Origin of the sequence: Neisseria sp. HMSC31F04 (assembly GCF_001807735.1) — a bacterium.
In the GTDB taxonomy this organism is placed as follows: domain Bacteria; phylum Pseudomonadota; class Gammaproteobacteria; order Burkholderiales; family Neisseriaceae; genus Neisseria; species Neisseria elongata.
Map to the genome: position 1 here is coordinate 1 of NZ_KV790756.1, position 23,325 is coordinate 23,325.

Below are 23,325 nucleotides of genomic sequence, written 5' to 3' on the forward strand. Positions count from 1 at the left end.
GAAAGCATGGTTGGCCGAGCCTTTGTATTCCGGTACCGTTGTCGGAGTAAACGCACTCAATCAGGTATGGGCAGGGATCAATCAGGTGTGCGGTAGATGGTGACGCGGCTGACTTGATAGCGGTGTGCTAGAGAGGTGACACTTTCCTTTTCCTGTGTGTAGGCCTGTCAAATGGCTTGGTGGTATGGGGTGAAGCAGGTGTTTTTGTGCATGTTCCTGTTTCAGTATTCTCCTGGAAATACTGTAAACAACGCTACTGGTTTCTACAATTATGAGGGCATGAAAAACGGCACTTTCCCAAAGGGGCGGAAAGATGGCAGAATTACATACTGGCTGGAGAGCGAAATCCAGCGTTGGATTCTTGAAACCGCAGAAGCCGCCAACACCAAAATTAAAGCGGGTATAAAAGCGGGTATTAAGAGTAATAATTTAAAAATATAACATTATAAATCAATAATATATCTAAATTATGCTTTTGTTTATCGATAATTACGACAGTTTTACCTACAACATCGTCCAATATTTTGCCGAACTCGGTCAGGAGGTCGTCGTCCGGCGCAACGACGATATCACGCTTGAAGAAATCGAAGCCCTGAAACCGCAGTATCTCGTTATCGGGCCGGGTCCTTGTTCGCCCAAAGAAGCAGGCATTTCCGTCGCCGTCATGCGCCATTTTGCCGGCAGGCTGCCGATTATGGGCGTGTGCCTCGGCCATCAGACGATAGGCGAAGCGTTCGGCGGGAATGTGGTGCGGGCAAAAACGCTGATGCACGGCAAAGTATCGCCCGTGTTCCATTTAAACAAGGGCATGTTTAAAGGTTTGCCCAATCCCGTTACCTGCACGCGTTATCACAGCCTCGTCATTGCCCGCGATACGCTGCCCGATTGTCTGGAAGTAACCGCATGGACGGAGGATCAGGAAATCATGGGCGTGCGGCACAAAGAATATGCCATCGAGGGCGTTCAGTTCCATCCGGAAGCCTTGCTGACCGAACACGGGCACGAAATGCTGGACAATTTCTTGCGCGAATTTCGTGATTTTCGCGCTTAACCCCTGTTCCGGTTTGAGGCCGTCTGAAAAATGAATTATGCCTTGGATGCGCTTTGGTGGCGTTTGACCGACCCAGATGTCCGCGCGCTGGCCGCCGTGCTGGCCGCTCCCGCTTTGTGGCACAGCGGCAGCGAACTGCCCGTAGCCGCATTGCTCGGGGAACGCGGTTTCCGTTTTCTGCTGGAATTGGACGGCAGTCCCAAATCCCTGCACGGCCATTTGGCGCAGGAAACGCCGTTCGGCGGCAGACTGGGGCTTTATGCCGAAAGCCTGCTGGCTTTTTGGCTGCAACACGCGCCGCACTGCCGTCTTTTAGCCCGCAACCTGACGGTTTCAGACGGCCCCAACACTTTGGGCGCGCTGGATTTCGTTGCCGAAATCGGCAGCCGCCTTTACCACATTGAGCTGTGTTGCAAATATTACGGCACGGATAAAGCCGCAATGGATGGCTTATGCGGACTCAATCCTCACGACCGTTGGCCGGACAAGGCGGACAAATTGACACGCCAACTCACTTTGGCGCACAGTGAGGCGGGCGTGCGGGCATTGGCGGCGGCAGGCATAAGCCATACGGCAGCCTTGCACAGCGCGAGTATTGTGCGCGGGATTCTGTTCGCGCCTTCAGAATCACGGCTGCCCGAACCTTTGAATATCCATGGCTGGCACGGTGTTTTTCTGCACGAATGGCTGTCTGAAAGCCCTTGGGGGGATGAGTGCCGCTATTATCCGCTGCCGCGTACCGCTTATCTGGCACCGGCACGGGTGGCGGAAGGGGAAACCTTGCCGTGGGGCGAAATCCGTACTTTAGGCAGCGGATTAGTTGCCGTGCTGCAACGCCGGCCGGACGGAATGTGGCATGAGTTGGAACGGGTAATGAAGCGGTAAGAGGCCGGATGCGGCCGACAGATGTGTTTACGTTGCTGTTATCGTGTCATCAAACTGCAAGCGGTATGGCTAGTACAGTAACCGGGCGATATTGCTTGAGTGGGACGAGTTGGACAACACGGTGGTGCGGTTTGGTTCGGCTTTGTTCCGATTCCGATTCAAATTGAATTTTCTATGGCGAAAGGCCGTCTGAAAAGTATCCGCCCTCACGCGGCAAATACTTTTCAGACGGCCTTTTATCGTTAAATCACTGCGGCATTTATTTGCCCAATGCGCCCAATACTTCGGCTTTCACGGCTTCTACCGGCTGAGTGCCGTCAACTTTGATGTATTTCGGCGCGTGTTCGCCTTCCAGCTTGCTGTAAAAATCGACCAGCACTTCGGTTTGCTCGTGGTAAACAGCAAGGCGTTTTTTGACGGTTTCTTCTTTGTCGTCGTCGCGCTGAATCAAATCTTCGCCGGTTACGTCGTCTTTGCCTTCGACTTTGGGCGGATTGTAGGTAACGTGGTAGGTGCGGCCCGAAGCCAAGTGGACACGGCGGCCGCTCATGCGGTCGACAATTACGCTGTCGGGTACGTCAATTTCAACCACCGCGTCCAAATCCACGCCCGCTTCAACCATTGCTTCGGCTTGTGCCAGTGTGCGCGGGAAACCGTCGAACAGGAAACCGTTTTTGCAGTCGTCTTGCGCGATGCGTTCTTTCACCATGCCGATGATGATGTCGTCGCGCACCAAGCCGCCTTCGTCAATGATTTTTTTCGCTTCCAAACCCAGCGGCGTACCTGCTTTAATCGCAGCGCGGAGCATATCGCCGGTAGAAATTTGCGGGATGCCGAACGCAGCGGTGATGAATTGTGCCTGAGTGCCTTTGCCCGCGCCCGGCGCGCCTAACAATAATACTTTCATGGAAGTGTCCTTTTTGTGGAATGTTAAGGGTCTGTAATCGTACTTAGCGAATCTTAATACTTTAGAGGCCGTCTGAAAAGCATGGTTTTTCAGACGGCCTGCCAATTGAAAATCACCAAATAAATCAAACAACAAAAAAACAGTTCATGGGCGGGGACAATATTTTTCACCATGATTCCGGTTTTTTATCTTGTTATCAAACAGTTAAACACATACACTGCGGGCATTCGCAAACAAAAAACAAAACAGGCCATGACTTCTCCAAGCAAAAAACTCAGCTTTGAATTTTTCCCCACCCGCACGCCCGAAGGCCGTGCCAAGCAGGTGATTACGCGCAAACAGTTGCGCCAGTTTTCCCCGGAATTCTTTTCCTGCACGTCCGGCGCGGGCGGTTCGACTAGGGACGGCACGATGCAGACCATCGGCGATATTTTGGCCGAAGGCACGGCCGCCGCGCCGCACTTGCCCTGTATCGGTATGACGGCGGCGGAAATCCGCGAACTTTTGGATACCTATAAAGAAATGGGCGTGCGCCACATTGTCGCCTTGCGCGGCGATATTCCTTCCGGCATGGGCGCGGGCACCAGCGGGCTGCGTTATGCCAACGAATTGGTGGAACTGATTAAAAACGAATACGGCAGTCATTTCCATATCGAAATCGCCGCCTATCCCGAATATCATCCTCAGGCGCGCAGCGCGGAGGACGACCTCAACCATTTCGTCCGTAAAGCCAAAGCGGGCGCGGATTCGGCGATTACCCAATATTTTTACAACGCGGATGCCTATTTCCGCTTCCTTGACGATGTGCGCGGGCGCGGGGTGGATATTCCGATTATCCCCGGCATCATGCCGATTGCCAGTTTTTCCAAACTGGTTCGCTTTTCCGATACCTGCGGTGCGGAAATCCCGCGCTGGCTGCGCTTGAAGTTGCAGTCTTATGCCGACGACAGTGCCGCCATCAAGGCTTTGGCTTTGGACGTGGTAACCGAAATGTGCGAACGCCTGTTGCGCGAAGGCGCGCCCAGCCTGCATTTCTATACGCTCAATCAGGCCGGTTTGGTGTCAACCATCTGCCAGCGTTTGGGTTATTGATCACCGGATAAATCAATAAAGGCCGTCTGAAAACACCGGATTCGGGAAAGGTGTTTTCAGACGGCCTTCTTTTTCTGCCAAACCGACAACACCCGGTTTGCAAAAACCGCCTGACAGAGTAATTGCGGCAGGGCGGTAAGGATGAAGGCACAGTAGAATTCGTTTTGAAAAATTTTGACTAACGTCCCGTTTGGATAAAATATTGTGAAAAGAATAGACGAAACAATCAAAAAGCAAATTGCAAAGAGCATCATGAAAAAATAGACGAAATGAAACAGGACGCCTTTCGGAGATTGCAGCGCACGGTCGGACAAGCGTTTTGCCCGGCGGATTTGCCGTTTGTTTAAGCCTTTACGTTTCAGCCGCCATACGGGCAGGTAGCGGAATGAGATGAAACCGATCCATAAAAGCAGGATGATGACCGGCCAGTCCCAGCTGAGGAAATCACCGCCTTTGCCTTGCGGCGTGTAGATACCTGATTGCACCAATACCATCAAAAGGAACAGGCAGATGCACAATGAAGACAGGCGGGCGCTGGCAAAAATATGTGCTGCGGAAAATATGTTTTTGTCTGTCATAATGCAATACCTTGAAAGTAGGGTACTGTATTGTTTGGCCGTCTGAAATGCCGGGAAATGGTTTTTAGACGGCCTTTTACCGTATGCGGCGGGATGGTGTTTGCCAGCCCCGCCTCGGCGTTTACAGCGGCCAGTGCAGCGACGGATGGCTTTCCAAGATGGTTTTGAATTGCTGCTGGATGCGGCGGATGGCGTTTTCGTTGTCGGCTTCAAAACGCAGCACCAAAACCGGTGTGGTATTGGATGCGCGCATCAGGCCGAAGCCGTCTGAAAACTCCACGCGCAGGCCGTCTATGGTGATGACTTCTTCCGCGCCGTCGAATCGCGCGGTGGCGGCCAGTTTGGAGATGAGCTCGTGGCCGTTTTCGCCTTCGGGCAGGTCGATGTTCAGTTCGGGCGTGGAAATGCTTTGCGGCAGGCTGTTGAGGATGGCCGAAGGATTGCTGCTGCGCGAGAGGATTTCCAGCATCCGGCAACCCGCATACATGCCGTCGTCGAAGCCGAACCAGCGTTCTTTGAAGAAGGTGTGTCCGCTCATTTCCCCGGCCAGCAGTGCGCCTTCGCGTTTCATGGCGGCTTTGATGAAGCTGTGGCCGGTTTTACCCATCAGCGGCTGTCCGCCGTGCCGGCGTATCCATGGGGCGAGCAGGCGGGTGGATTTGACGTCGAAAATCACTTTGCCGTTCGGGTTGCGGCTGAGTACGTCTTGGGCGAACAGCATCAGTTGGCGGTCGGGATAGATGATGTTGCTGTCTTTGGTGACCACGCCCAAACGGTCGCCGTCGCCGTCGAAGGCCAGGCCGATTTCTGCATCGCCGTTTTGCAGGGCGCGGATTAAGTCTTGCAGGTTTTCCGGTTTGGCAGGGTCGGGATGATGGTTAGGGAAGTGGCCGTCCACGTTGCAAAACAGTTGTTCCACGTCGAAGCCCAGGGCGCGGTAGAGGCGGCCTGCATATGCGCCTGCGACGCCGTTGCCTGCGTCGATGACGATTTTCATCGGCCGTGCCGGTTGGATGTGGGCGGTGATGGCGGCCTCATAGGCGGGATAGATGTCTTGTACGGCCACGCTGCCTTTGCCGTCGGTGAATTGTTCCTGACGGATGGATGCCGGCAGTTCCTGTATCGCTTCTCCGGCCAGTGTTTCGCCGCCCAGCATCATTTTGAAGCCGTTGTAGTCGGGCGGGTTGTGGCTGCCGGTAATCATCATGCCGCTGCCGCCGCATTCTTTCACGGCGGCAAAATACAGCATGGGGGTGGCTACCATACCGATGTCGGTCACGTCCATGCCGCTGTCGGTCAATCCGCGAATCAGGCTTTCCGATAGGACGGGGCCGCTCAAGCGTCCGTCGCGGCCGACGGCGACGGCGCGGATGTTTTGCGCGGCGGCACGGGCGGCAAAGGCGCGGCCTATCAGGTAGGCGGCTTCTTCGGTAAGCGTTTTGCCGACGATGCCTCGGATGTCGTAGGCTTTGAAGATTTCGGGGGCGATTTGTGCCATGGGTCTTTCCTGTTTTGACGGGTTGTAAATGTTTTCAGACGGCCTGTGGTGTGACAGAGGCCGTCTGAAAATGGGAAGGAGCGGTTAGCTGCCTTGCAGTTTGATGTTTTGTCCCGGTTTGATGTTGCTGCTGTTGTTGTTCCAGCGGCGGACATCGTTGACGTTTACGTTGAAACGGCGGGCGATGTCGGTCAAAGTGTCGCCTTGCCGTACGGTGTAGGAAACCGGTTGCACGGAGGCTTTGGCGGTTTGTTTGCCTTTGGCTGCCGCGACTTTCAGAATTTGGCCGGTGTGGATGGTGTTGCCTTTGATGTTGTTGCTTGCAATCAGGTCGGCCACATTCATGTCATAGCGTTTGGCGATATTGAACAGGGTGTCGCCGCTGCCGACTTTGTGGGTGGTTGGAGTACCGCTGTTTTTCGCTGCGGCCAAAGAGCGGGCTTCGGCTGCCTGTTTTTGCTGTTTGGCCCGTTCGGCGGCCAATTTGGCTTGGCGGCTGCGCTCGGCGGCTTCTTGTGCCACCTGTTCGTTTTCAAGCTGGTTCGGGCCACTGTTTGCAACGGCAACGGTGTCGCTGTTTTCGGACAGGCCTGATTCTTGAACGAAGGTCATTAGCAGTTCGTTATTGCCGCCTTCTGCCACGGCTGCCGTAGCCGGTTGCGGGGCGTTTTGGCTTGCGGATGCGGAGGCCAGTTGCTGGATGCGGTCTTCAACCTCGTCGGTAGAGGGGGCTGCGGATGCGGCGGCAACAGGCTGATTGGTTACAGTCGGTGCGGCGGCTTGGGTGGTTTGTTTGGTAAAGTCAACGGCAGCGGTTTGCACAGGCGGACGCAAGGTGTCAGGTGCGGGCTGTGCGGCTGAGGCCGTCTGAATGTCGACTGTTTGACGGCTTGGTTTGAATGTTGTCTCCGTAACGGCAATGTTCAAGTTGGGAACGGTTTGGAGTTTATTGTCGTTCGGATTGATATCGGCATCCAAGGCGGCGAAATTGGCCGGAACGGCTGCAGGGCTGCCGCTGAATCTGTTTTTCGCAATCAGGAGGCTGCGGCCGGCGGCGACGCTTTCTTTGCTCAAGCCGTTCAGGCGTTTGAGTTCGGCAGTGCTCATGCCTGTTTCGGCGGCGATGGATGAGAGGGTGGTGTTGGCATAAGGTGTGTAAACATCCCATGACAGCAGGCTGGCGCGGTCGGCTTTTTTGTAGTTGCGCTCGAAGGTGGCGATTGCCGTGGCGGGGAGAAGCAGTTTGCGGCCGGTTTTCGGAATGTAGACAGGTGATTTGAATGCCGGATTGAGCGCGTCGAATTCAGCCTGGCTGATGTCGGCCAAACGGACGGCCGCGCTCAGGTCGATCGGTTGGTCGATGTCGACGGCTTTGAAAAAAGGCTTGTTGTCGAGGTCGGCGAAGCTCATGCCGAAATATTCGGGGTTATTGACGATGTTTCGCACCGCCAAGAGTTTCGGTACGTAGTTGCGGGTTTCGTTCGGCATGCGCAGGTTTTCGTAGACCGGCTCCAAGCCTTGGGCTCGGGCGCGGTTTACGGCGCGGCCGACATTGCCTTCGCCCCAGTTGTAGGCGGCCAGTGCCAGCGACCAGTCGCCGAACAGGCCGTGTAGGTATTGGAGGTAGTTCAGCGCGGCATCGGTGGCGGCATAAATGTCGTGGCGGCCGTCATACAGAGGGGTTTGCTCCAAGCCGTAGTGGCGGCCGGTGGCGGGCATGAACTGCCAGAGGCCGGATGCGCCGACGTGCGATTTGGCTTTGGTAACGTACGCGCTTTCGATGAAGGGCAGCAGGGCGATTTCTGCCGGCATGTTGCGTTTGGCCACTTCGTTGCTGATGTGGTACATGTAGGGGCGGCTGCGTTCGATGGTGCGCTTGAAATAGGCCGACGAGGAAACAAACTTGCTTTCATGGCGGCGTACCAGTTCGGGATTGACTTCCGACATGCGGAAGTCGCCGCGCAGATGCGCCCAAACGCTGTTGTGGCCCGATTTTATTTTGCCGTGGTCGAGGGCGATGGTGTTGGTGCGCATCATCGCCATGCCGATTTGATTTTTGGTATAGGTTTGCCCGAAGGCGGGAGCGGAGAAGAAAGATAAGCCCGTAATGGCTGCGACAAGTGTTTTTATATGGGTCATGATGTTCGGCAAATCAGAGTCAAATCAGCCCCCGATGGTAACGCTTCGGGGTTGAATACGTCAAGGATGGAGAAGTGTAAAAATTTTCAATATATTAAGCTTTTATATATGCCGTTGTCTTGATGTGCGTCAAGTAATGTTTGGGAGTAGAATGACCGTTTGTCGGTTTGAGCGACCGAAAGGCGGGAGGCGATATGGACGGAAATGTTTGGTTTGAGCGCAGCAGGGTCGGCTTGTCCGCCGCCGCCTGCGAGCGTGAGTTTTTCCGTGATATGTTGCGGGATGTGTATTTTCAGACGGCCTTGCAGCTGGGTTTACCGCAATGGGATTTGACGGAAGGGGCGCCTGTGCGGGCCGGACGGGATTGCATGATGGCGGCGGAGGCATTGCCGTTTGCGGCGGAAAGCATGGATTTGCTGTTACTGCCTCATGCTTTAGACGACGGAAAATCTTGCGGAGCGGTAGCCGACGAGGCATACCGCGTATTGGCGGCGGAAGGGCGTTTGGTGTTGAGCGGTTTCAATCCGCATTCGGTGTGGCGGCTGCTTTACCGTATCGAACGCAAACCGTTTCCCTGCGAAAGCGGCGGGTTGCCGTTCGGCTGTCTGAAAGAGGCGTTTGAGGCGGCGGGTTTTGTGTTTGAACGGACGGAATGGCTGGCAGGCTGGCCTTTGCACGATGCGGCGGATGACGGCGGGTGGCAGGTGCACGGATGGCCTGCAACCGCGCTGGTGTATGGGGTGGTGTTGTCCAAACGTCAGGTGGGCATCAGGCCGCTGGACGACGATTATCCGAATGTGGTGGACGGACTGGCGTTTGGTATGTGAAGAAAAACGGCGGGCAGTGAGTCTGCCGGTTGGCCTGTTTTGTGGCGGTGTTGCTGTGCGTCGAGCTGAAAAGGAGGCTTGGTAATATTGTTGAAATAACGGGATAATTTTCTTGCTGCTGTTTTCAGTGTTTTGTTTGCAGTTTATTTTGATGTCTTGGTTTGGATTTCAATAGTAACGGCCTGATACCTTTGATGGGTTTCAGGCCGTTTTTGTTTGCACGGCTGATGTTTCGGCTTGGAGGCCGTCTGAAAATATGCTTACTTTGTTTTCAGACGGCCTTCAGTTCATCAGCAGGCCGAGCAGGCCGGAGGAGGCGACGGCGATTATGACTGTGGGCAGCATGGGGAGGCGGCAGGCTGCAAGGAGGGTGATGGCGGCGGCAATCAGTTCGTGCGGTTTGTCGGAGGCAAAGTAGGGGGCGATGACCGAAACCAACACGCAGCCGGGGGCGGCATCCATGACTTTGGCCGCCCGTTTGCTCAAAGTGCGTTTGCGGAGGGCGAAGAAGCCGATCAGGCGGGTGCCGTAGGTAACGCACAGCATACCGAGGATGACCAATATCGAATCGAATGAAATCATGCGTCGCTCCCGCCCGTTATGTAGGCACACAATAAACCGGCGGCGGCTCCGACGGGGACGTACCACGCGCCTTTGAACAGCAGGTAGGCGGTGATTGCCGTCATCAGGCTCACAAGCCAGGGCAGGGCGGGTTTCCAGCCTTTCCACATGCCGCGCAGTAAGACGAGGAATACGGCGGGAAAGGCCATGCCGAAGCCCCAGTTGTCGATGTTGCCCAAGTAGGGGCCGATGACGGTGCCGAGCGCGGAGGAGGCCACCCAGATGATGTAAAGGGTAGTGCAGATACCGGTGTAGTAGGGCAGGCTGAACAGGGGCAGGCCGGCTTCTTTGCGTTTGCGGATGTCGGCCATGGACATCGCCCAGCTTTCGTCGGTCATAAAAAACAGGGTGGGCAGGATTTTTTTCATCGGCAGGTGCTTGATATACGGCGTGAGTGCCGCACCCATCAGGATGTGGCGGATGTTGATCATGAAGGTGACGCCGATAATCAGCAGGATGGGCAGGGGCTGCGCCCAGAGGCCGACGGCGGCAAATTCGGAGCCGCCGGCAAAGTTCAGTCCGGTCATCATGGCCATTTCGAGCGCGCTCATGCCTTTGTTTCCGCCCTGTATGCCCAAAATCAGGGCAAAGGGCAGCAGGCCGATGATGACCGGCAGGGTGTCGAGTATGCCCCGGAGGAATTCCGAACGCGGCGAGGGAAGTTGCGGTGTGTTCATATCGGGTAAAACGGTGGTTGGAAGGTTGGGGCCGTCTGAAAAACAGGGTTTGCGCCGTTTCAGACGGCCTGTGTGTAAATTACAGGCAAAGATGCCAAAGCTAAAACAGGTGGTTTTCCAGCGACACGGTGTAGTCGAAACCGCGCTGTGTAAAGATTTCTCGCGGTACATTGTCGGCATGGGCGAAATTGTAGGTATTTTGCGTGTAGTAAGTGTCATCGAATCCGCAGGTGCGTCCGTTGATGCGGAGTTGTGCGGTTTGCCCTTTCGCTAAGGCAAACAGTTTTTTGCGTGCCTGCCGTCTGTCGCGTTGGTCGGTGAAATAAATGTCGATATGGTCGGCTTGCCGGGCAAACTTGAAATCGCCGTTCAATTTCACCGGCAGGGCCTGCCAGATTTTACATTCGGGTTGGCCGGCGAGAAAAACGGCGGTTCCGCCCTGAGAACAGAATTCCTGATGGTGTTGGCTGTGGCAGCCGTATTCGCAGTCCAAAACGGTGTCCGGCAGGGGCAGGGCGCGCGGCAGGCGGTTGCGTATGCCTGCCAACGGGGCGGCACGGCTGCGTTTTGTCCGGCAGACGGAGAGGATTTGCAGGATAAACATGGGAACTTAATTTTGTCGCTTGGTTTGGGTTTTCAGACGGCCTGAAGGCGAAATTGCCACGTTGCCGTTTAAGACGGCCGTTCAAAATATGCTTGGTGCGTGTATGGGTCGTTGTGGCGGCGCAATCCGTCGTTTGCAGTGCCGTGCCTTGGTAGGGCGGGCTGTCTGCGTTTTGCACATCTTTGTTATTCGGCAGACGGTTTTTCAGACGGCCTGAGGGTGTTTTCGGGCGTTTTCAGGCGGGAGACGGCGGCTTCGAATTCGGGCAGGCTGCGCGGGTCGAGATAGGGCTTCAGCATGCTGAGGTTGCGGATGACGCCCAGCCGTTTCGAGTCTTCGGGCAGTTTGTGGCGGCCGCGGACGGAGCCGCGGAAGTCGAACCAGTATTTGGTCATAATCCACATGTTCAGCGCGAGGTTTTGCAGGTCTTCCTTATCGGCGCGGAGCAGGCCGACGGAGGCCAGGTGTTCGAGGTAGTGCAGCACCACGGGCGAGGCTTTGGCGCGGGTGAATTCGTTGTATTCGCCCAAAAGCTCGGAGCTGCGGGAAAGCAGGGCGTTCATGTCGCTGAACAGGAAGCGGTATGCCCACATGATGTCGAAAATGCCGTCTAAATAGTCCACCACGTCGGACAGGGTTTGCGGCGCGTCGGCTTCGCGTATCCAGGCCATCATGCGGCTGCTGTAACGGCGGTGGAGCTGGATGATGATTTCGTCTTTGCCGCGGAAGTGGTAGTAGAGGTTGCCGGGGCTGATGCCGAGGTGGGAGGCGATGTGGTTGGTGGTGGTGTTGCGTTCGCTTTCTTCGTTGAACAGTTTCAATGCGGCATCGAGGATGCGGTTGTAGGTGTTGGGTCGGGTTTCTTTGTTCATGGCGTGCTTTCGGTGCAGGGCGTGGAGGGCTGTGTGTTTCAGACGGCCTTTTCGGGTTCGGTGCCGCTGCGTTCAATCAATCGGTTTGGATACGGGCTTTGTGCAGCGGCCGGATGGCTTCCAGCCTGGCGCGGCGGACGGCTTCCGGAATGTCTGCCGGATGTTCGCAGGCGGCGGCGATGGCGGCGGTGTCGGTTTGGGCGGCGGCTTCCAAAAGGGCGAGCCAGTGGGCGCGTTGGGGGTAGGGTGCGTTTTCCCGCCCCAGCCGTCCTTGTATATCGGCCTGGCAGACGTCCAAGGTCGTCCGAAAGCGTTCGGGGCGGCGGAATGCGTCTGTTTTTTGTAATACATTCAATGCGGTAGAGGTTTTGAGCGTGAATACGTTGTGCAGGACGATGTGCCAGCGGCAGACCAGTTCGGCCAGTTCGGCGCATTGTTTCGGCACGCGCCAGCGGCGGTTTACCGTTTGCACGGGGGCAATGCCGGCAAGGTCGTGGCCGTGGTGTTTGGGCAGGAGGTCGGGCGGGGTCAGGGCTTTGCCCAAGTCGTGCAGCAGGGCGGCGTAGCGGGCGGGCAGGCCGAGGTTCATGTCGGCGGCGCGCTGTAAAACCATCAGGGTGTGGAGGCCGCAGTCGATTTCGGGGTGGTGGGCGGCGGGTTGCGGGATGCCGAACAGGGCGTCGATTTCGGGCAGCAGCACTTTCAACGCGCCGCATTCGCGCAGGATTTCAAACATACGGCGCGGCTGTTTCTCCATCAGCCCTTTGGCCAGTTCCTGCCAGACGCGCTCGGCCACCAAGGCGTCGGCCTCGCCCGCTTCCACCATTTGGCGCATCAGGCACATGGTTCCTTCCGCCACTTCGAAGCCGTAACGGGCGGCGAAGCGGGCGGTGCGCAGGATGCGGACGGGGTCTTCGGCAAAGGCGGGGGAGACGTGGCGCAGGATTTTGCGGCGCAGGTCGGCCTCGCCGCCGAAGGGGTCGATGATGCGGCCGTCTGAAGACTGTGCGATGGCGTTGATGGTCAGGTCGCGCCGCATCAGGTCTTGTTCGAGGGTAACGTCTTTGTCGGCATGGAAGGCGAATCCGGTGTAGCCTTTGGCGGTTTTACGTTCGGTGCGCGCCAGTGCGTATTCTTCGCGGCTGTCGGGGTGGAGGAAGACGGGGAAGTCTTTGCCGACGGGCAGGAAACCTTGCGCCAGCATGGTTTCGGCATCCGCGCCGACGACGACCCAGTCGCGGTCGCGGACGGGCAGGCCCAGTAGTGAATCGCGGACTGCGCCGCCGACGAGGTAGGTTTGCATGATGTGTAGGTGTGTGCGGGAAAGCGGCAGATTATACGCAAAAGGTTGATGCTTCGGATGCTTTGTCGTTCAGACGGCCTCAATGGGGGAGGCCGTCTGAAAGGGCAGGGAGGCGGTATGCGGTTTTCAGACGGCCTGCAGGCGGGGTGTTTTGTCAGGGTTTTTTCGGGGCGTTGATTAAAATCCGGGTGTTGTGCGAGGCCCACAGGAGTTTCACCGTGTGGCGCAGGCGGGTTTGGATGATGCTGTAATGCAGGTCGGGCAGTTGCTTCAGGTAACGGGCGTCGCCGTATTTGCGGTGGCTCTGCATCAGGCGTTCCAGCCAGGCTTTCGGGTCACGCCTGCGCAGGGCTTCCTATTCGACAAACAGCCGGCGCAAATTGTCGGATTCGGTTTTGCTGATGTTTTCCGACATTTGCTCCAGTATGTGCAATGCGGCCTGTACCAGTTGGTCGGCACGGGCGGGGTCGGTGTTGAAGCTCAATTCGCTTTCGATGCGGTTGAGGTGCGGCAGCGGGCGGACGCTGAATTGCAGGCTGTACACGCCTTGCTCGCGGTCGCGCAGGGCGGCTTTCAGGCGGGCGGCAGCCAGGTTTGCCAGCAGGGGGATTTGTTCCGATGTTTCGGGCGTCCAGTTGTAAAACGGCTGCCACGAACGGATGAGTACGTCGCTGCGTGCAGAATCGTTTTCATGTATGCGGACGGTACCGTTGCCAGAAGACGGTGTCAGGTGCGTATTGGCCGCAGGACGGCGGGGGATGGAGGCGAGGTATTGTTCCAGCATCGGCTTGATGCGTTCGGGCTGCTGGCTGCTGACCAGATAGTAGTTGGTCCGGGTGGCCCCCAGACGCTGCCATTGCCGCAAAAGTTCGTTGCGGTCGAATGCGGCGACGGTTTGTGCATCGGGTTCGCTATATTCGGCACGGCCGTAATAGAGGAGTGCGGCTGCAACATCTTTGCGGCCGGTAGGCGATTGCCGGCGGACGGACAGGCGTTGGGCGGCATTTTGCAGATGGCCTTTCCAGCGTTCGTTGAATTCGGGCTGGATGTAGTAGGCGCGCTACAGGCGGAGCAGTTCGCCCAGCCGGACGTAAGGGACGTCGCCGCTGACGCTTTGGCTGTGGCTGTCGAGGCGGTAATTCAAGCCCAGTCCGTGCGGCCTGCTCCATTGCTGCCATTTGTCGGGCATTTGCTGCCAAAGCAGTTCGGCGGCCAGTTTGGCCTGCAGGGGATTGAGCGTGCTCTGCATATAGCCGCCTTCGGACAGTGCTTGGAAATAGACACGGTCGCCGGCGCTGGGGTGTTGCAGGATGACGGCCTGGTCGCCGTTGCCGAGTTGGTAATAGGCGACTTTATTGGGATGGTCGAAGCGGCTGTTGAGAACTTGGCCGGGGATGGGGGCATAAAACGGCGAACCGTCGGCAGAAGGGCGGTTTTGCGGCAGTAGCGGCATTGCGCCGTCGTCTGGTCGAACGGTTTTTTTCGCCGCTGAGGAGAGTTTGTTTTTCTTTTCCCGGCGGTTCGGCTGCGATGTTGCGGTTTGTGCCGGAGGCAGTGCCGAAGCAGCGAATTGTTCGAAGCGGCTGCTGTCGGGCAGTTCGGGTTTCCGGTTGCCGGGCGCGCGGGCGACGGCCAGTTTGTCGTCCGCATCCAGCCATTCGCGGATGCGCCGGTTCACTGCTTTGCTGTCGATGCGGTAAAGCTGTTGGCGCACGGTTTTGTTGTATTCGGTACGGTTTTGCCAGCTTTGTTGTCTGAAAATGCCGCGGTCGGCATCTTGCAGTGCGGCAGTGAGGTTCTGCGGCAGAACCGACGTTGCAGAAATCGGGGTGTTTGGGGCAAAAAGGCGGCGGTAAGCGGCAATTTCTTCTTCGGTTGCCGGCTCGGCCAAGATGCTGCGGCGCAGGTTCAGCAGGGTATGGAGGGCGTTGCGGTGACCGTCGGGAGTAGTTACGGCAGAGATGCTGACCGAACCGGTTTGCCGCGCCAAATTGCCGCTGTGCAGCGAAAGGGAAAGGATGGTGGGCGGCAGGGTTTGTTTTTTCAGACGGCTTTCGATGATGTAGGCGGCGAAGTTGTCCAGTAGCCGTTGGTATTCGCCTTCGCTGTCGGCCCGGCGAGAGGACGGGTTGCGGAAGCGGAAGACGAGGTCCAGGCTGCTGTCTCCGTTTTCCGCATCCTGAACCGTTGCGCTGCGCCAGCCGTTTTGCAGCGGTGGTTCGCATTCGATGCCGCAACGGGCTGGCAGTGTGATGCGTTGGAGGTCGCCCAGCCGTTTTGTCAGTTCGCGCTGTACGGTTTGCGGGTCAATGTCTCCCGTAATCAGGATGACGGCATTGTTCGGGGCATACCATTTGTTGTGGAATCGGCTAAGTTGTCCGGCTTCCGCCGTACGGATGGCGGTTTCGCCGCCGATGGGCGGATAACGGCCGTGGTGCGAGCCTTGCAGCAGAGGGGCGTTGCGCTTCAGTGTGAGGCGGTTTTCAGCGTTTTGGCGGTTCCGCCATTCGTTGAGGACGGTTTTTTGCTCGATTTGCCAGTCTGAAGGCTTGAATTGGCGCGGCCGCAGGATTTCGGCGGCTATGGTCAGGCTGTCTTCTAGTTCGCGGTTGCCGCGCGGGGGAAGGAGGAGATAGCGAGTATAGTCGTATGTGGTTTGGGCATTAAAATGGCGCCCCATCTGCCAGCTCCGAGCACTCAGTTGTGCGGCGATTCCCTGCGGATAGGCAGGGCTGCTGCGGAAATTCATGTGCTCGACCATGTGCGCCATGCCTTCTTCGCCGTTTTCTTCGTCTGCCGCGCCCACTTCCACCTGTAATTGCACGGCCAGGCGGCTGTTATGCTCCCCCGTAGGCAGAATATGGTAACGCAGGCCGTTGTTCAGACGGCTTTGAAGATAGTCTGCCGCAGCGGCATGGATGCTGATGCACGCGGTTAGGCACAAAAAAAGAATCGGTGGAGGTTCATAAAATATGGTTTCAGACGGCTTCCGAAGCTCGGCATTATGCCTGTTTCATGGTGGTTTGGGAAACGGCGGAACGATGCCTGATTTCCCAACATTGATGGATTTTCTTGTTGCGGAAATCGTCGGGGACGGATTGTTTGGAAATGTCTTTGACGGCGTATTGTTCCGATACCGAGTCGTCCAAGGCGAAGCTGCGCAAGTTGTTGGAGAAGTACAAGATGCCGTCTGAAGCGAGCAGGTTCATCGCGCCGTCTATGAGTTTTTGATGGTCACGCTGGATGTCGAGGATGTCGAGCATCTTTTTGCTGTTGGAGAAACTGGGCGGATCCATGACGATGAGGTCGAACTGTTTGCCTTCGGCGGCGGCATTTTGCAGGTATTGGAACACGTCGGCGCGGACGATTTTGTGTTGTTCGGGGCTGATGCCGTTGAGTTCGAAATTGCGTTTCGCCCAATCGAGATAAGTGTTGGACAAATCGACGGTTTCGCTGGATACCGCGCCGCTGGTGGCGGCATAGACGGTGAAGCTGCCGGTGTAGGAAAACAGGTTGAGGAAGCGTTTGCCCGCTGCGGTTTCGCCGACTTTTTTGCGCGTGTTGCGGTGGTCGAGAAAGAGGCCGGTGTCGAGGTATTTGTCGAGGTTGACCCAAAACTTGCGGCCGTTTTCGGTGATGACGAAATCGTCGCCGGTTTTGCCGGTTTTTTCGTATTGCTGTAGGCCTTTTTGGCGTTCGCGGCGTTTGAGGTGGATTTGTTCGGGCGCAAAACCGGTAACGAAGGCGACGGCTTCCAATACTTCGGCAAGCCACGCTTCGTATTCTTCGAGCTGCATCAGCCAGCCGGTATTGTATTCCTGAAGGTGGATTTGGTCGCCGTAAACATCGACGGCAAAAGGGAATTGGGGGATGTCGCGGTCGTAAATGCGCCAGGCTTCGATGCCGTTGCGTTTCGCCCATTTCATGAGGTGTTTGATGTTTTTGCCCATGCGGTTGGCGAAGGGTGTGATGTCGGTCATGGTTTCAGACGGCCTGAATGAGGATTGGGAAGGGTTTGGATTTTAACGCACTTGATGCCTTTTTGCTTGACCGTTATCCATAAAATCTATATTATCCGCCGTTCGCCTTTTTATACGAAGCCATCGTCTTCCAACCTAAACCGCCGTTTCGGGCGCGTTTCTTTTATTGCTTGCATATTTGCCAAGCCTTTCTGTGCAGGTTGTTGTCGATGTTAACTACAAGCAAGATGCTTGCGACAACCCTGTAACTTCACATTTCCCGTATCGTTACTTTCCTTTGCTTCAGGTCGTCTGAAAACCGTTCAGGCGTGCGCGTTGTTGTCTCTTTAGGATAGCCATGTCTATTAAATTTGCCGATTTGAACCTTGATAAAAACATCTTGTCCGCCGTGCGCAGCGAGGGTTACGAAAGCCCGACGCCGATTCAGGCGCAAGCCATTCCGTTTGCTTTGGAAGGCCGCGACATCATGGCTTCGGCGCAAACCGGCTCCGGCAAAACCGCCGCCTTCCTGCTGCCGACTTTGCAGCGACTGACCAAACGCAGCGAAAAACCGGGAAAAGGCCCGCGCGCGTTGGTATTGACGCCTACCCGAGAATTGGCGGCGCAAGTCGAGAAAAACGCGCTGGCGTACGCCAAAAATATGCGTTGGTTCCGCACCGTCAGCATCGTCGGCGGCGCATCGTTCGGCTACCAAACCCGCACCCTGAGCAAACCGGTTGACCTGATTGTCGCCACGCCGGGCCGTCTGATGGACTTGATGCAAAGCGGCAAAGTCGATTTTGACCGTTTGGAAGTGCTGATTTTGGACGAAGCCGACCGTATGCTGGACATGGGCTTTATCGACGACATCGAAACCATCGTGGAAGCGACGCCGAGCGATCGTCAGACTTTGTTGTTCTCCGCCACTTGGGACGGCGCGGTGGGCAAACTGGCGCGCAAACTGACCAAAGACCCTGAAGTCGTCGAAGTCGAGCGTGTGGACGATCAAGGCAAAATCGAAGAGCAGCTGTTGTATTGCGACGATATGCGCCACAAAAACCGCCTGCTCGACCACATCCTACGCGACGCCAACATCGACCAATGCGTGATTTTCACGTCCACCAAAGCCATGACCGAAGTCATCGCCGACGATTTGTACGAAAAAGGTTTCGCCGCCAATTGCCTGCACGGCGACATGCCGCAAGGCTGGCGTAACCGCACGCTGATGGATTTGCGCAAAGGCCGCTGCAAAATTTTGGTTGCCACCGATGTTGCTGCACGCGGTATCGACGTGCCGACCATTACCCACGTTATCAACTACGACTTGCCAAAACAGGCTGAAGATTACGTTCACCGCATCGGCCGTACCGGTCGCGCAGGCCGTACCGGTATTGCGATTACCTTCGCCGAAGTGAACGAATACGTCAAAGTGCACAAAATCGAAAAATATATCGACCGTAAGCTGAACGAAGTGACCGTCGAAGGCATGGAACCGACCCGCAAGCGCAAATCCGCAGGCGGCAAGCCGAAAGGCAAAGGCGGCTGGGGTGATAGAAAATCCGGCGGCTGGCGCGGTGATAAGAAACCGGGCAAAGAAGGCTTCGGCGGCAAATCACGCGGCGAAGGCTTCAAAAAAGAAGGATTTAAGAAAAAAGATAGATTTAAAGATAAAGCAAAAAGCGGCATGAGCAAATCGCGTTAGAAAAGCTAATATCACATACAAGAGCGGACAGGAATGTCCGCTTTTTTAGATGAAATCTTTGCAGCAATCCTATTCATAAATTGAACAAAAGCTATGGTCATCATTGGGTTTATATAGCAAAATAGTTAAACAAAGACTTAAGAAAATGTTCAAGTAACGGACAGTTGCCTACATTCTATGGAATATAGGATTAGCTGATACGGGCACATACTTATTGACCTTGATTCAGCCCCTGCCTCTTACAAAAAAGGCATTGTTTGCACCATAAAAAAACGGAATAGTCAAAACCATTCCGTTTTTTGTTTTCAGACGGACTTTATAGATTCGGAGGCCGTCTGAAACCGTTTTATCAACCTATCAAATGTTCACCGTTTCAGCTACTTCGTTGTAGCTGTCGATTTCGTTGAAGTTCATGTAGCGGTAGATTTGGTCACCCTGTTCGTTGATGATACCGATGTTGGCTTGGTATTCTTCAACGGTCGGGATTTTACCCAGTTTGGAACAAATCGCCGCCAACTCTGCCGAGCCGAGGTAAACAAAGGTGTTTTTACCCAAGCGGTTCGGGAAGTTACGGGTGGAAGTGGACATGACGGTTGCGCCTTCGTGTACTTGGGCTTGGTTACCCATACACAACGAACAGCCCGGCATTTCCATACGCGCGCCGGCGCGGCCGAGTACGCCGTAGTGGCCTTCGTCGGACAACTCTTTCGCGTCCATTTTGGTCGGCGGCGCAACCCACAGGCGGACGGGGATGTCGCTCTTACCTTCCAAGAGTTTGGAAGCAGCGCGGAAGTGGCCGATGTTGGTCATGCACGAACCGATGAACACTTCGTCGATTTTGGTGCCGGAACGTTCGGACATGAAGCATACGTCGTCCGGGTCGTTCGGGCAGGCGATAATCGGCTCTTTGATGTCGTCCATATTGATTTCAATCACGGCGGCGTATTCGGCATCTTTATCCGCTTCGAGCAGCTCCGGATTAGCCAGCCATTTTTCCATGGCTTTGATGCGGCGTTCCAAAGTGCGCGGGTCTTGATAGCCGTCGGCAATCATGTTTTTCATCAACACGACGTTGGATTTCATGTACTCGATAATCGGCTCTTTGTTGAGCTTCACGGTACAGCCGGCGGCGGAGCGTTCGGCGGATGCGTCGGTCAATTCAAAGGCTTGTTCCACTTTCAAATCGGGCAGGCCTTCGATTTCAAGGATGCGGCCGGAGAAGATGTTTTTCTTACCGGCTTTGGCGACGGTGAGCAAACCTTGTTTAATCGCGTAAAGCGGAATGGCGTTCACCAAATCGCGCAGGGTTACGCCCGGTTGCAACTTGCCGCTGAAGCGTACCAATACGGACTCAGGCATATCGAGCGGCATCACGCCGGTGGCTGCTGCGAAAGCAACCAAGCCGGAACCGGCAGGGAAGGAAATACCGATAGGGAAACGGGTGTGGCTATCGCCGCCGGTGCCGACGGTATCGGGCAGCAGCAGGCGGTTGAGCCATGAGTGGATCACGCCGTCGCCCGGACGCAGAGCCACGCCGCCACGGGTAGAAATAAAGGCAGGCAGTTCTTTATGGGTTCTGACATCGACAGGTTTCGGATAAGCCGCGGTGTGGCAGAAAGACTGCATCACCATATCGGCGGAGAAGCCCAAACAAGCCAAGTCTTTCAACTCGTCGCGGGTCATCGGACCGGTAGTGTCTTGCGAACCGACAGTCGTCATGCGCGGTTCGCAGTAAGTACCCGGACGAACGCCTTGTCCTTCGGGCAGACCGCAGGCACGACCGACCATTTTTTGAGCCAACGTGAAACCGGCTTTGCTTTCGGCAGGCGCTTGAGGCAGACGGAATTCGGTAGAAGCAGGCAGTTTCAGTGCTTCGCGCGCTTTGGCGGTCAGACCGCGACCGATAATCAGGTTGATACGGCCGCCGGCTTGCACTTCGTCCAGCAATACTTGAGATTTCAGGCTGAACTCGGCAACGGTTTCGCCGTTTTTCACGATTTTGCCTTCATAAGGCAGAATATCGACGACATCGCCCATTTTCAGCGCGGAAACATCGACTTCAATCGGCAATGCACCGGAGTCTTCTTGAGTATTGAAGAAAATCGGCGCAATTTTGCCGCCCAAGCACACGCCGCCGAAACGTTTGTTCGGTACGAACGGGATGTCTTCGCCGGTATGCCAAATCACGGAGTTGGTCGCAGATTTACGAGAAGAACCGGTACCGACCACGTCGCCGACGTAGGCAACGGGATGACCTTTGGCTTTAAGTTCTTCCAACAATTTAATCGGACCGACTTCGCCCGGTTTGTCGGGAGTGATGCCGTCGCGCGGGTTTTTCAACATTGCCAGCGCGTGCAACGGAATATCGGGACGGCTCCACGCGTCAGGAGCGGGAGAGAGGTCGTCTGTATTGGTTTCGCCGTCAACTTTGAAGACGGTAACGGTAATTTTTTCGGGAACTTTGGCGCGTGAGGTAAACCATTCGGCATCCGCCCAAGATTGCAAAACTTCCTGCGCGTATTTATTGCCTTTTTCAGCTTTTTCCTGAACGTCGTGGAAAGAATCGAACATCAGAAGCGTATGTTTCAAGCCTTTAGCAGCGATTGGCGCGAGTTTGTCGTCGTCCAAGAGTTCGATTAAGGCGTGAATGTTGTAACCGCCGAGCATCGTACCTAAGAGTTCGGTAGCATATTCGGGGGAAACCAGCGGGCTGGATGCGCTGCCTTCGGCAACGGCAGCCAGGAAAGAGGCTTTCACTTTAGCGGCATCGTCCACACCGGGCGGAACACGGTGGGCAAGCAGTTCGACCAGAAATGCTTCTTCGCCGGCCGGCGGGGTTTTCAGCAATTCAACCAAATCGGCAGTCTGCTGCGCGGTTAAAGGAAGGGCTGGGATGCCGAGTGCTTCGCGCTCGGCGGCGGCTTTGCGATAAGTTGCTAACATATTTTGTTCCTTTATGTGTTTTTCTTCTGAAACCATGCGGGATGTAGTCCGCAGTAGTGGCCGAACTATAAACCAAAATTTACAAAATAGGAATATGTGGGGCAGGGACTTTTACAGTAAAAAGATGTTGATGAACGGGTATGCGGATGCTGTCTGAAAATTTCAATTTGACGGTTTGTTTGCCAAGCGGTATGGAAGATGCTTCGGCAGGGCTGATGCTGCCCCGATTTGGATGTTATACGCCAATACAGCAAGGAGGCCGTCTGAAAACCCGTTGGAAGGTTTTCAGACGGCCTCTTTAGTTTTGACAACGGCTGCGGGATGACGTTTTTATTCCCTATTTTTATCCAGGCGTTTTTTCACTGTATTGAAAAAACCGCGCAGGATGTCGATGTCTTCGGTTTCCGTGCCGGCGCGGGCAAACAGGTTTTGCAGGCGGCGGATGATGCGTTCGCCGTTACGGCGGTTGAAAAAGCCGATGTCTTCCATCAGGCTCTGCATATGGTCGATCATGCCGCCGATTTGGGCATGGGTGGCGGTGTTTTTTTCCACTTTCAGATGTTCCATGCTGCTGTCGGTTTGGCTGTAGATTTCGTAGCACACGACTTGCACGGCCTGGGCGAGGTTGAGCGAGAAGTAGTCGGGATTGCCGTTGATGGTCATCAGGCGGTTGCAGGCTTGTACTTCTTCTATGCTCAGGCCGTAGGTTTCGTTGCCGAACACCAGCGCGGTTTGTTGTCCTGCTTCGGCGGCGGTCAGTAGCTCGGGGGTCAGCGCGCGCGGGGTTTGCAGTTCGGCGGTCAGTTCGCGGCGGCGGCTGGTCAGCGCGCAACTCAATACGGTGTCGGCAAGGGCTTCTTCCAGTGTGGCGCAGATGCGAGCGTTTTCCAGTACGTCGGCCGCGCCGGAAGCAAGGATGAAGCTTTCTTCGGGCAGTTTGAACGCCTGCGGATTTGCAGGGTCGAACATGGGCGGCTCGGCGGTCATCGGGGTTTGCATCAGGTTGGGTGCGATGAGGGTCAGCTTGGTCAGCCCCATGGTTTTCATGGCGCGGGCGGCGGAGCCGATGTTGCCCGGATGGCTGGTGCGGGTGAGGACGACGTTGATGTTGGAGAGGTAGTCGGGGGCGGTGGGTTTGGTGTTCGGCATAGTGTGATTTGCTGTATGTTTCAGACGGCCTCAAATGGTAATGAGGCCGTCTGAAAAGGTTTAGGGTTGCAGGCGGAGTTTGCTTGCCCAGCGGGCTTCGGTCAGCATTTTTTCTTCCCCTTCCGCCGTGGCGTGCAGGATGTATCGGCCGTTGGAGTAGATGATGCCGCCGTCGGGGCAGAGGGTGTAGGCCATTACGCCGGAGTGTAAAACCGTGCATCCGCCTTCGGGCGTGTATTTTACCAACTGCCAGCTTTTCGGAATGGCCGAGGGATAGCGTTCGTTTTGCTCTTCTTTGTCGCGCCGGCGGCGTACTTTGACCAGATTGCCTTCGATAAAGCGTTCTTCTTCCGACTGTTGTTTGGACTTGGCCGGATTCGCGCCGGAGGTGCGCAGTGATTCGCCACCGTAGCGTTGGCTGAAAAGTCGTATTGTTCGTCGTGCAATACGGTACAGGCCTTGTTCCTACATGTAAAAAAGCGTGTTCATGGTTTCCTGCCCTGTCTGTTTTACCGGCG

22 protein-coding genes are annotated in these 23,325 nt (G+C 55.8%); 6 read left to right on the forward strand and 16 right to left on the reverse strand.

Features of this window, described 5'->3' with window-relative positions:
* The first annotated feature begins 171 nt into the window (after positions 1-171).
* From HMPREF3107_RS12220 to HMPREF3107_RS00770, 3 genes are read left to right on the forward strand one after another with little or no spacing between them, the layout of a single operon-like run.
* Entirely contained in the window at positions 172-441 is a 270-nt protein-coding gene (locus tag HMPREF3107_RS12220; protein ID WP_070452171.1) for a helix-turn-helix transcriptional regulator, read from the forward strand.
* Positions 442-469: 28 nt separating this feature from the next.
* A complete protein-coding gene (locus HMPREF3107_RS00765; RefSeq protein ID WP_070452174.1) occupies positions 470-1,051 on the forward strand; it encodes an aminodeoxychorismate/anthranilate synthase component II in 582 nt (193 codons plus the stop codon).
* Between the two features lie 30 nt (positions 1,052-1,081).
* On the forward strand, positions 1,082-1,936 hold the full coding sequence (locus HMPREF3107_RS00770; protein ID WP_070452177.1) for a DUF1853 family protein: 855 nt from the start codon (positions 1,082-1,084) through the stop codon (positions 1,934-1,936).
* 259 nt (positions 1,937-2,195) lie between these two features.
* Here HMPREF3107_RS00770 and adk read toward each other — a convergent pair whose 3' ends face one another.
* Positions 2,196-2,843, reverse strand: coding sequence for an adenylate kinase (gene adk / locus HMPREF3107_RS00775; protein WP_002232195.1), 648 nt, complete (start codon positions 2,841-2,843; stop codon positions 2,196-2,198).
* A gap of 252 nt (positions 2,844-3,095) precedes the next feature.
* Here adk and metF point away from each other — a divergent pair, with 252 nt between their 5' ends.
* Positions 3,096-3,935 carry a methylenetetrahydrofolate reductase [NAD(P)H] gene (metF, locus tag HMPREF3107_RS00780; RefSeq protein ID WP_041961352.1) on the forward strand — a complete coding sequence of 280 codons (840 nt, stop codon included), beginning with the start codon at positions 3,096-3,098 and terminating at the stop codon, positions 3,933-3,935.
* 56 nt (positions 3,936-3,991) lie between these two features.
* Here the strand turns inward: metF and HMPREF3107_RS00785 are convergent, their stop codons facing one another.
* The 3 genes from HMPREF3107_RS00785 to HMPREF3107_RS00795 form a co-directional block, all read right to left on the reverse strand.
* Positions 3,992-4,513, reverse strand: a complete 522-nt coding sequence (locus HMPREF3107_RS00785; protein ID WP_070452180.1) for a hypothetical protein — start codon at positions 4,511-4,513, stop codon at positions 3,992-3,994.
* 121 nt (positions 4,514-4,634) lie between these two features.
* Positions 4,635-6,011 (reverse strand): phosphomannomutase/phosphoglucomutase, encoded by a 1,377-nt coding sequence (locus HMPREF3107_RS00790; protein ID WP_070452183.1) that lies wholly within the window; start codon positions 6,009-6,011, stop codon positions 4,635-4,637.
* An 84-nt stretch (positions 6,012-6,095) separates the two neighbouring features.
* The gene (locus HMPREF3107_RS00795) at positions 6,096-8,150 is read right to left on the reverse strand and encodes a LysM peptidoglycan-binding domain-containing protein (protein ID WP_070452186.1); all 2,055 of its coding nucleotides are present in this window, start codon (positions 8,148-8,150) and stop codon (positions 6,096-6,098) included.
* 194 nt (positions 8,151-8,344) lie between these two features.
* Between HMPREF3107_RS00795 and HMPREF3107_RS00800 the strand changes: the two genes are divergently transcribed.
* The gene (locus tag HMPREF3107_RS00800; protein ID WP_070452189.1) at positions 8,345-8,977 is read left to right on the forward strand and encodes a class I SAM-dependent methyltransferase; all 633 of its coding nucleotides are present in this window, start codon (positions 8,345-8,347) and stop codon (positions 8,975-8,977) included.
* 282 nt (positions 8,978-9,259) lie between these two features.
* Here the strand turns inward: HMPREF3107_RS00800 and HMPREF3107_RS00805 are convergent, their stop codons facing one another.
* The 9 genes from HMPREF3107_RS00805 to HMPREF3107_RS00840 all read right to left on the reverse strand — a co-directional run bounded on the left by HMPREF3107_RS00805 (position 9,260) and on the right by HMPREF3107_RS00840 (position 17,034).
* Entirely contained in the window at positions 9,260-9,559 is a 300-nt protein-coding gene (locus HMPREF3107_RS00805) for an AzlD family protein (protein ID WP_070452191.1), read from the reverse strand.
* The gene (locus HMPREF3107_RS00810) at positions 9,556-10,275 is read right to left on the reverse strand and encodes an AzlC family ABC transporter permease (protein WP_070452194.1); all 720 of its coding nucleotides are present in this window, start codon (positions 10,273-10,275) and stop codon (positions 9,556-9,558) included. Before HMPREF3107_RS00810 ends, HMPREF3107_RS00805 begins: the two co-directional genes overlap by 4 nt.
* Before the next feature lie 100 nt (positions 10,276-10,375).
* The gene (locus tag HMPREF3107_RS00815) at positions 10,376-10,879 is read right to left on the reverse strand and encodes a hypothetical protein (RefSeq protein WP_070452196.1); all 504 of its coding nucleotides are present in this window, start codon (positions 10,877-10,879) and stop codon (positions 10,376-10,378) included.
* 185 nt (positions 10,880-11,064) lie between these two features.
* Positions 11,065-11,751 carry a TetR/AcrR family transcriptional regulator gene (locus tag HMPREF3107_RS00820; protein WP_070452199.1) on the reverse strand — a complete coding sequence of 229 codons (687 nt, stop codon included), beginning with the start codon at positions 11,749-11,751 and terminating at the stop codon, positions 11,065-11,067.
* A 76-nt stretch (positions 11,752-11,827) separates the two neighbouring features.
* On the reverse strand, positions 11,828-13,054 hold the full coding sequence (locus HMPREF3107_RS00825) for a multifunctional CCA addition/repair protein (protein ID WP_070452202.1): 1,227 nt from the start codon (positions 13,052-13,054) through the stop codon (positions 11,828-11,830).
* Positions 13,055-13,208: 154 nt separating this feature from the next.
* A complete protein-coding gene (locus HMPREF3107_RS12035) occupies positions 13,209-13,364 on the reverse strand; it encodes a hypothetical protein (RefSeq protein ID WP_168160503.1) in 156 nt (51 codons plus the stop codon).
* Between the two features lie 45 nt (positions 13,365-13,409).
* Positions 13,410-13,919, reverse strand: a complete 510-nt coding sequence (locus HMPREF3107_RS00830) for an insulinase family protein (protein ID WP_070452205.1) — start codon at positions 13,917-13,919, stop codon at positions 13,410-13,412.
* A 195-nt stretch (positions 13,920-14,114) separates the two neighbouring features.
* Positions 14,115-15,998, reverse strand: a complete 1,884-nt coding sequence (locus HMPREF3107_RS00835; RefSeq protein WP_070452208.1) for a M16 family metallopeptidase — start codon at positions 15,996-15,998, stop codon at positions 14,115-14,117.
* Positions 15,999-16,056: 58 nt separating this feature from the next.
* The gene (locus HMPREF3107_RS00840; protein WP_070452211.1) at positions 16,057-17,034 is read right to left on the reverse strand and encodes a class I SAM-dependent methyltransferase; all 978 of its coding nucleotides are present in this window, start codon (positions 17,032-17,034) and stop codon (positions 16,057-16,059) included.
* A 337-nt stretch (positions 17,035-17,371) separates the two neighbouring features.
* Between HMPREF3107_RS00840 and HMPREF3107_RS00845 the strand changes: the two genes are divergently transcribed.
* Positions 17,372-18,715 carry a DEAD/DEAH box helicase gene (locus HMPREF3107_RS00845; RefSeq protein WP_070452214.1) on the forward strand — a complete coding sequence of 448 codons (1,344 nt, stop codon included), beginning with the start codon at positions 17,372-17,374 and terminating at the stop codon, positions 18,713-18,715.
* A gap of 357 nt (positions 18,716-19,072) precedes the next feature.
* Here HMPREF3107_RS00845 and acnB read toward each other — a convergent pair whose 3' ends face one another.
* The 3 genes from acnB to HMPREF3107_RS12470 form a co-directional block, all read right to left on the reverse strand.
* Complete coding sequence (gene acnB / locus HMPREF3107_RS00850; protein WP_070452217.1) at positions 19,073-21,658, reverse strand: bifunctional aconitate hydratase 2/2-methylisocitrate dehydratase; 2,586 nt, start codon at positions 21,656-21,658, stop codon at positions 19,073-19,075.
* Between the two features lie 330 nt (positions 21,659-21,988).
* Positions 21,989-22,807: an RNA methyltransferase gene (locus tag HMPREF3107_RS00855; RefSeq protein WP_070452219.1), complete on the reverse strand. Its 819-nt coding sequence runs from the start codon at positions 22,805-22,807 to the stop codon at positions 21,989-21,991.
* 60 nt (positions 22,808-22,867) lie between these two features.
* Positions 22,868-23,053, reverse strand: coding sequence for a hypothetical protein (locus tag HMPREF3107_RS12470; RefSeq protein ID WP_246828549.1), 186 nt, complete (start codon positions 23,051-23,053; stop codon positions 22,868-22,870).
* Positions 23,054-23,325 lie beyond the last annotated feature (272 nt).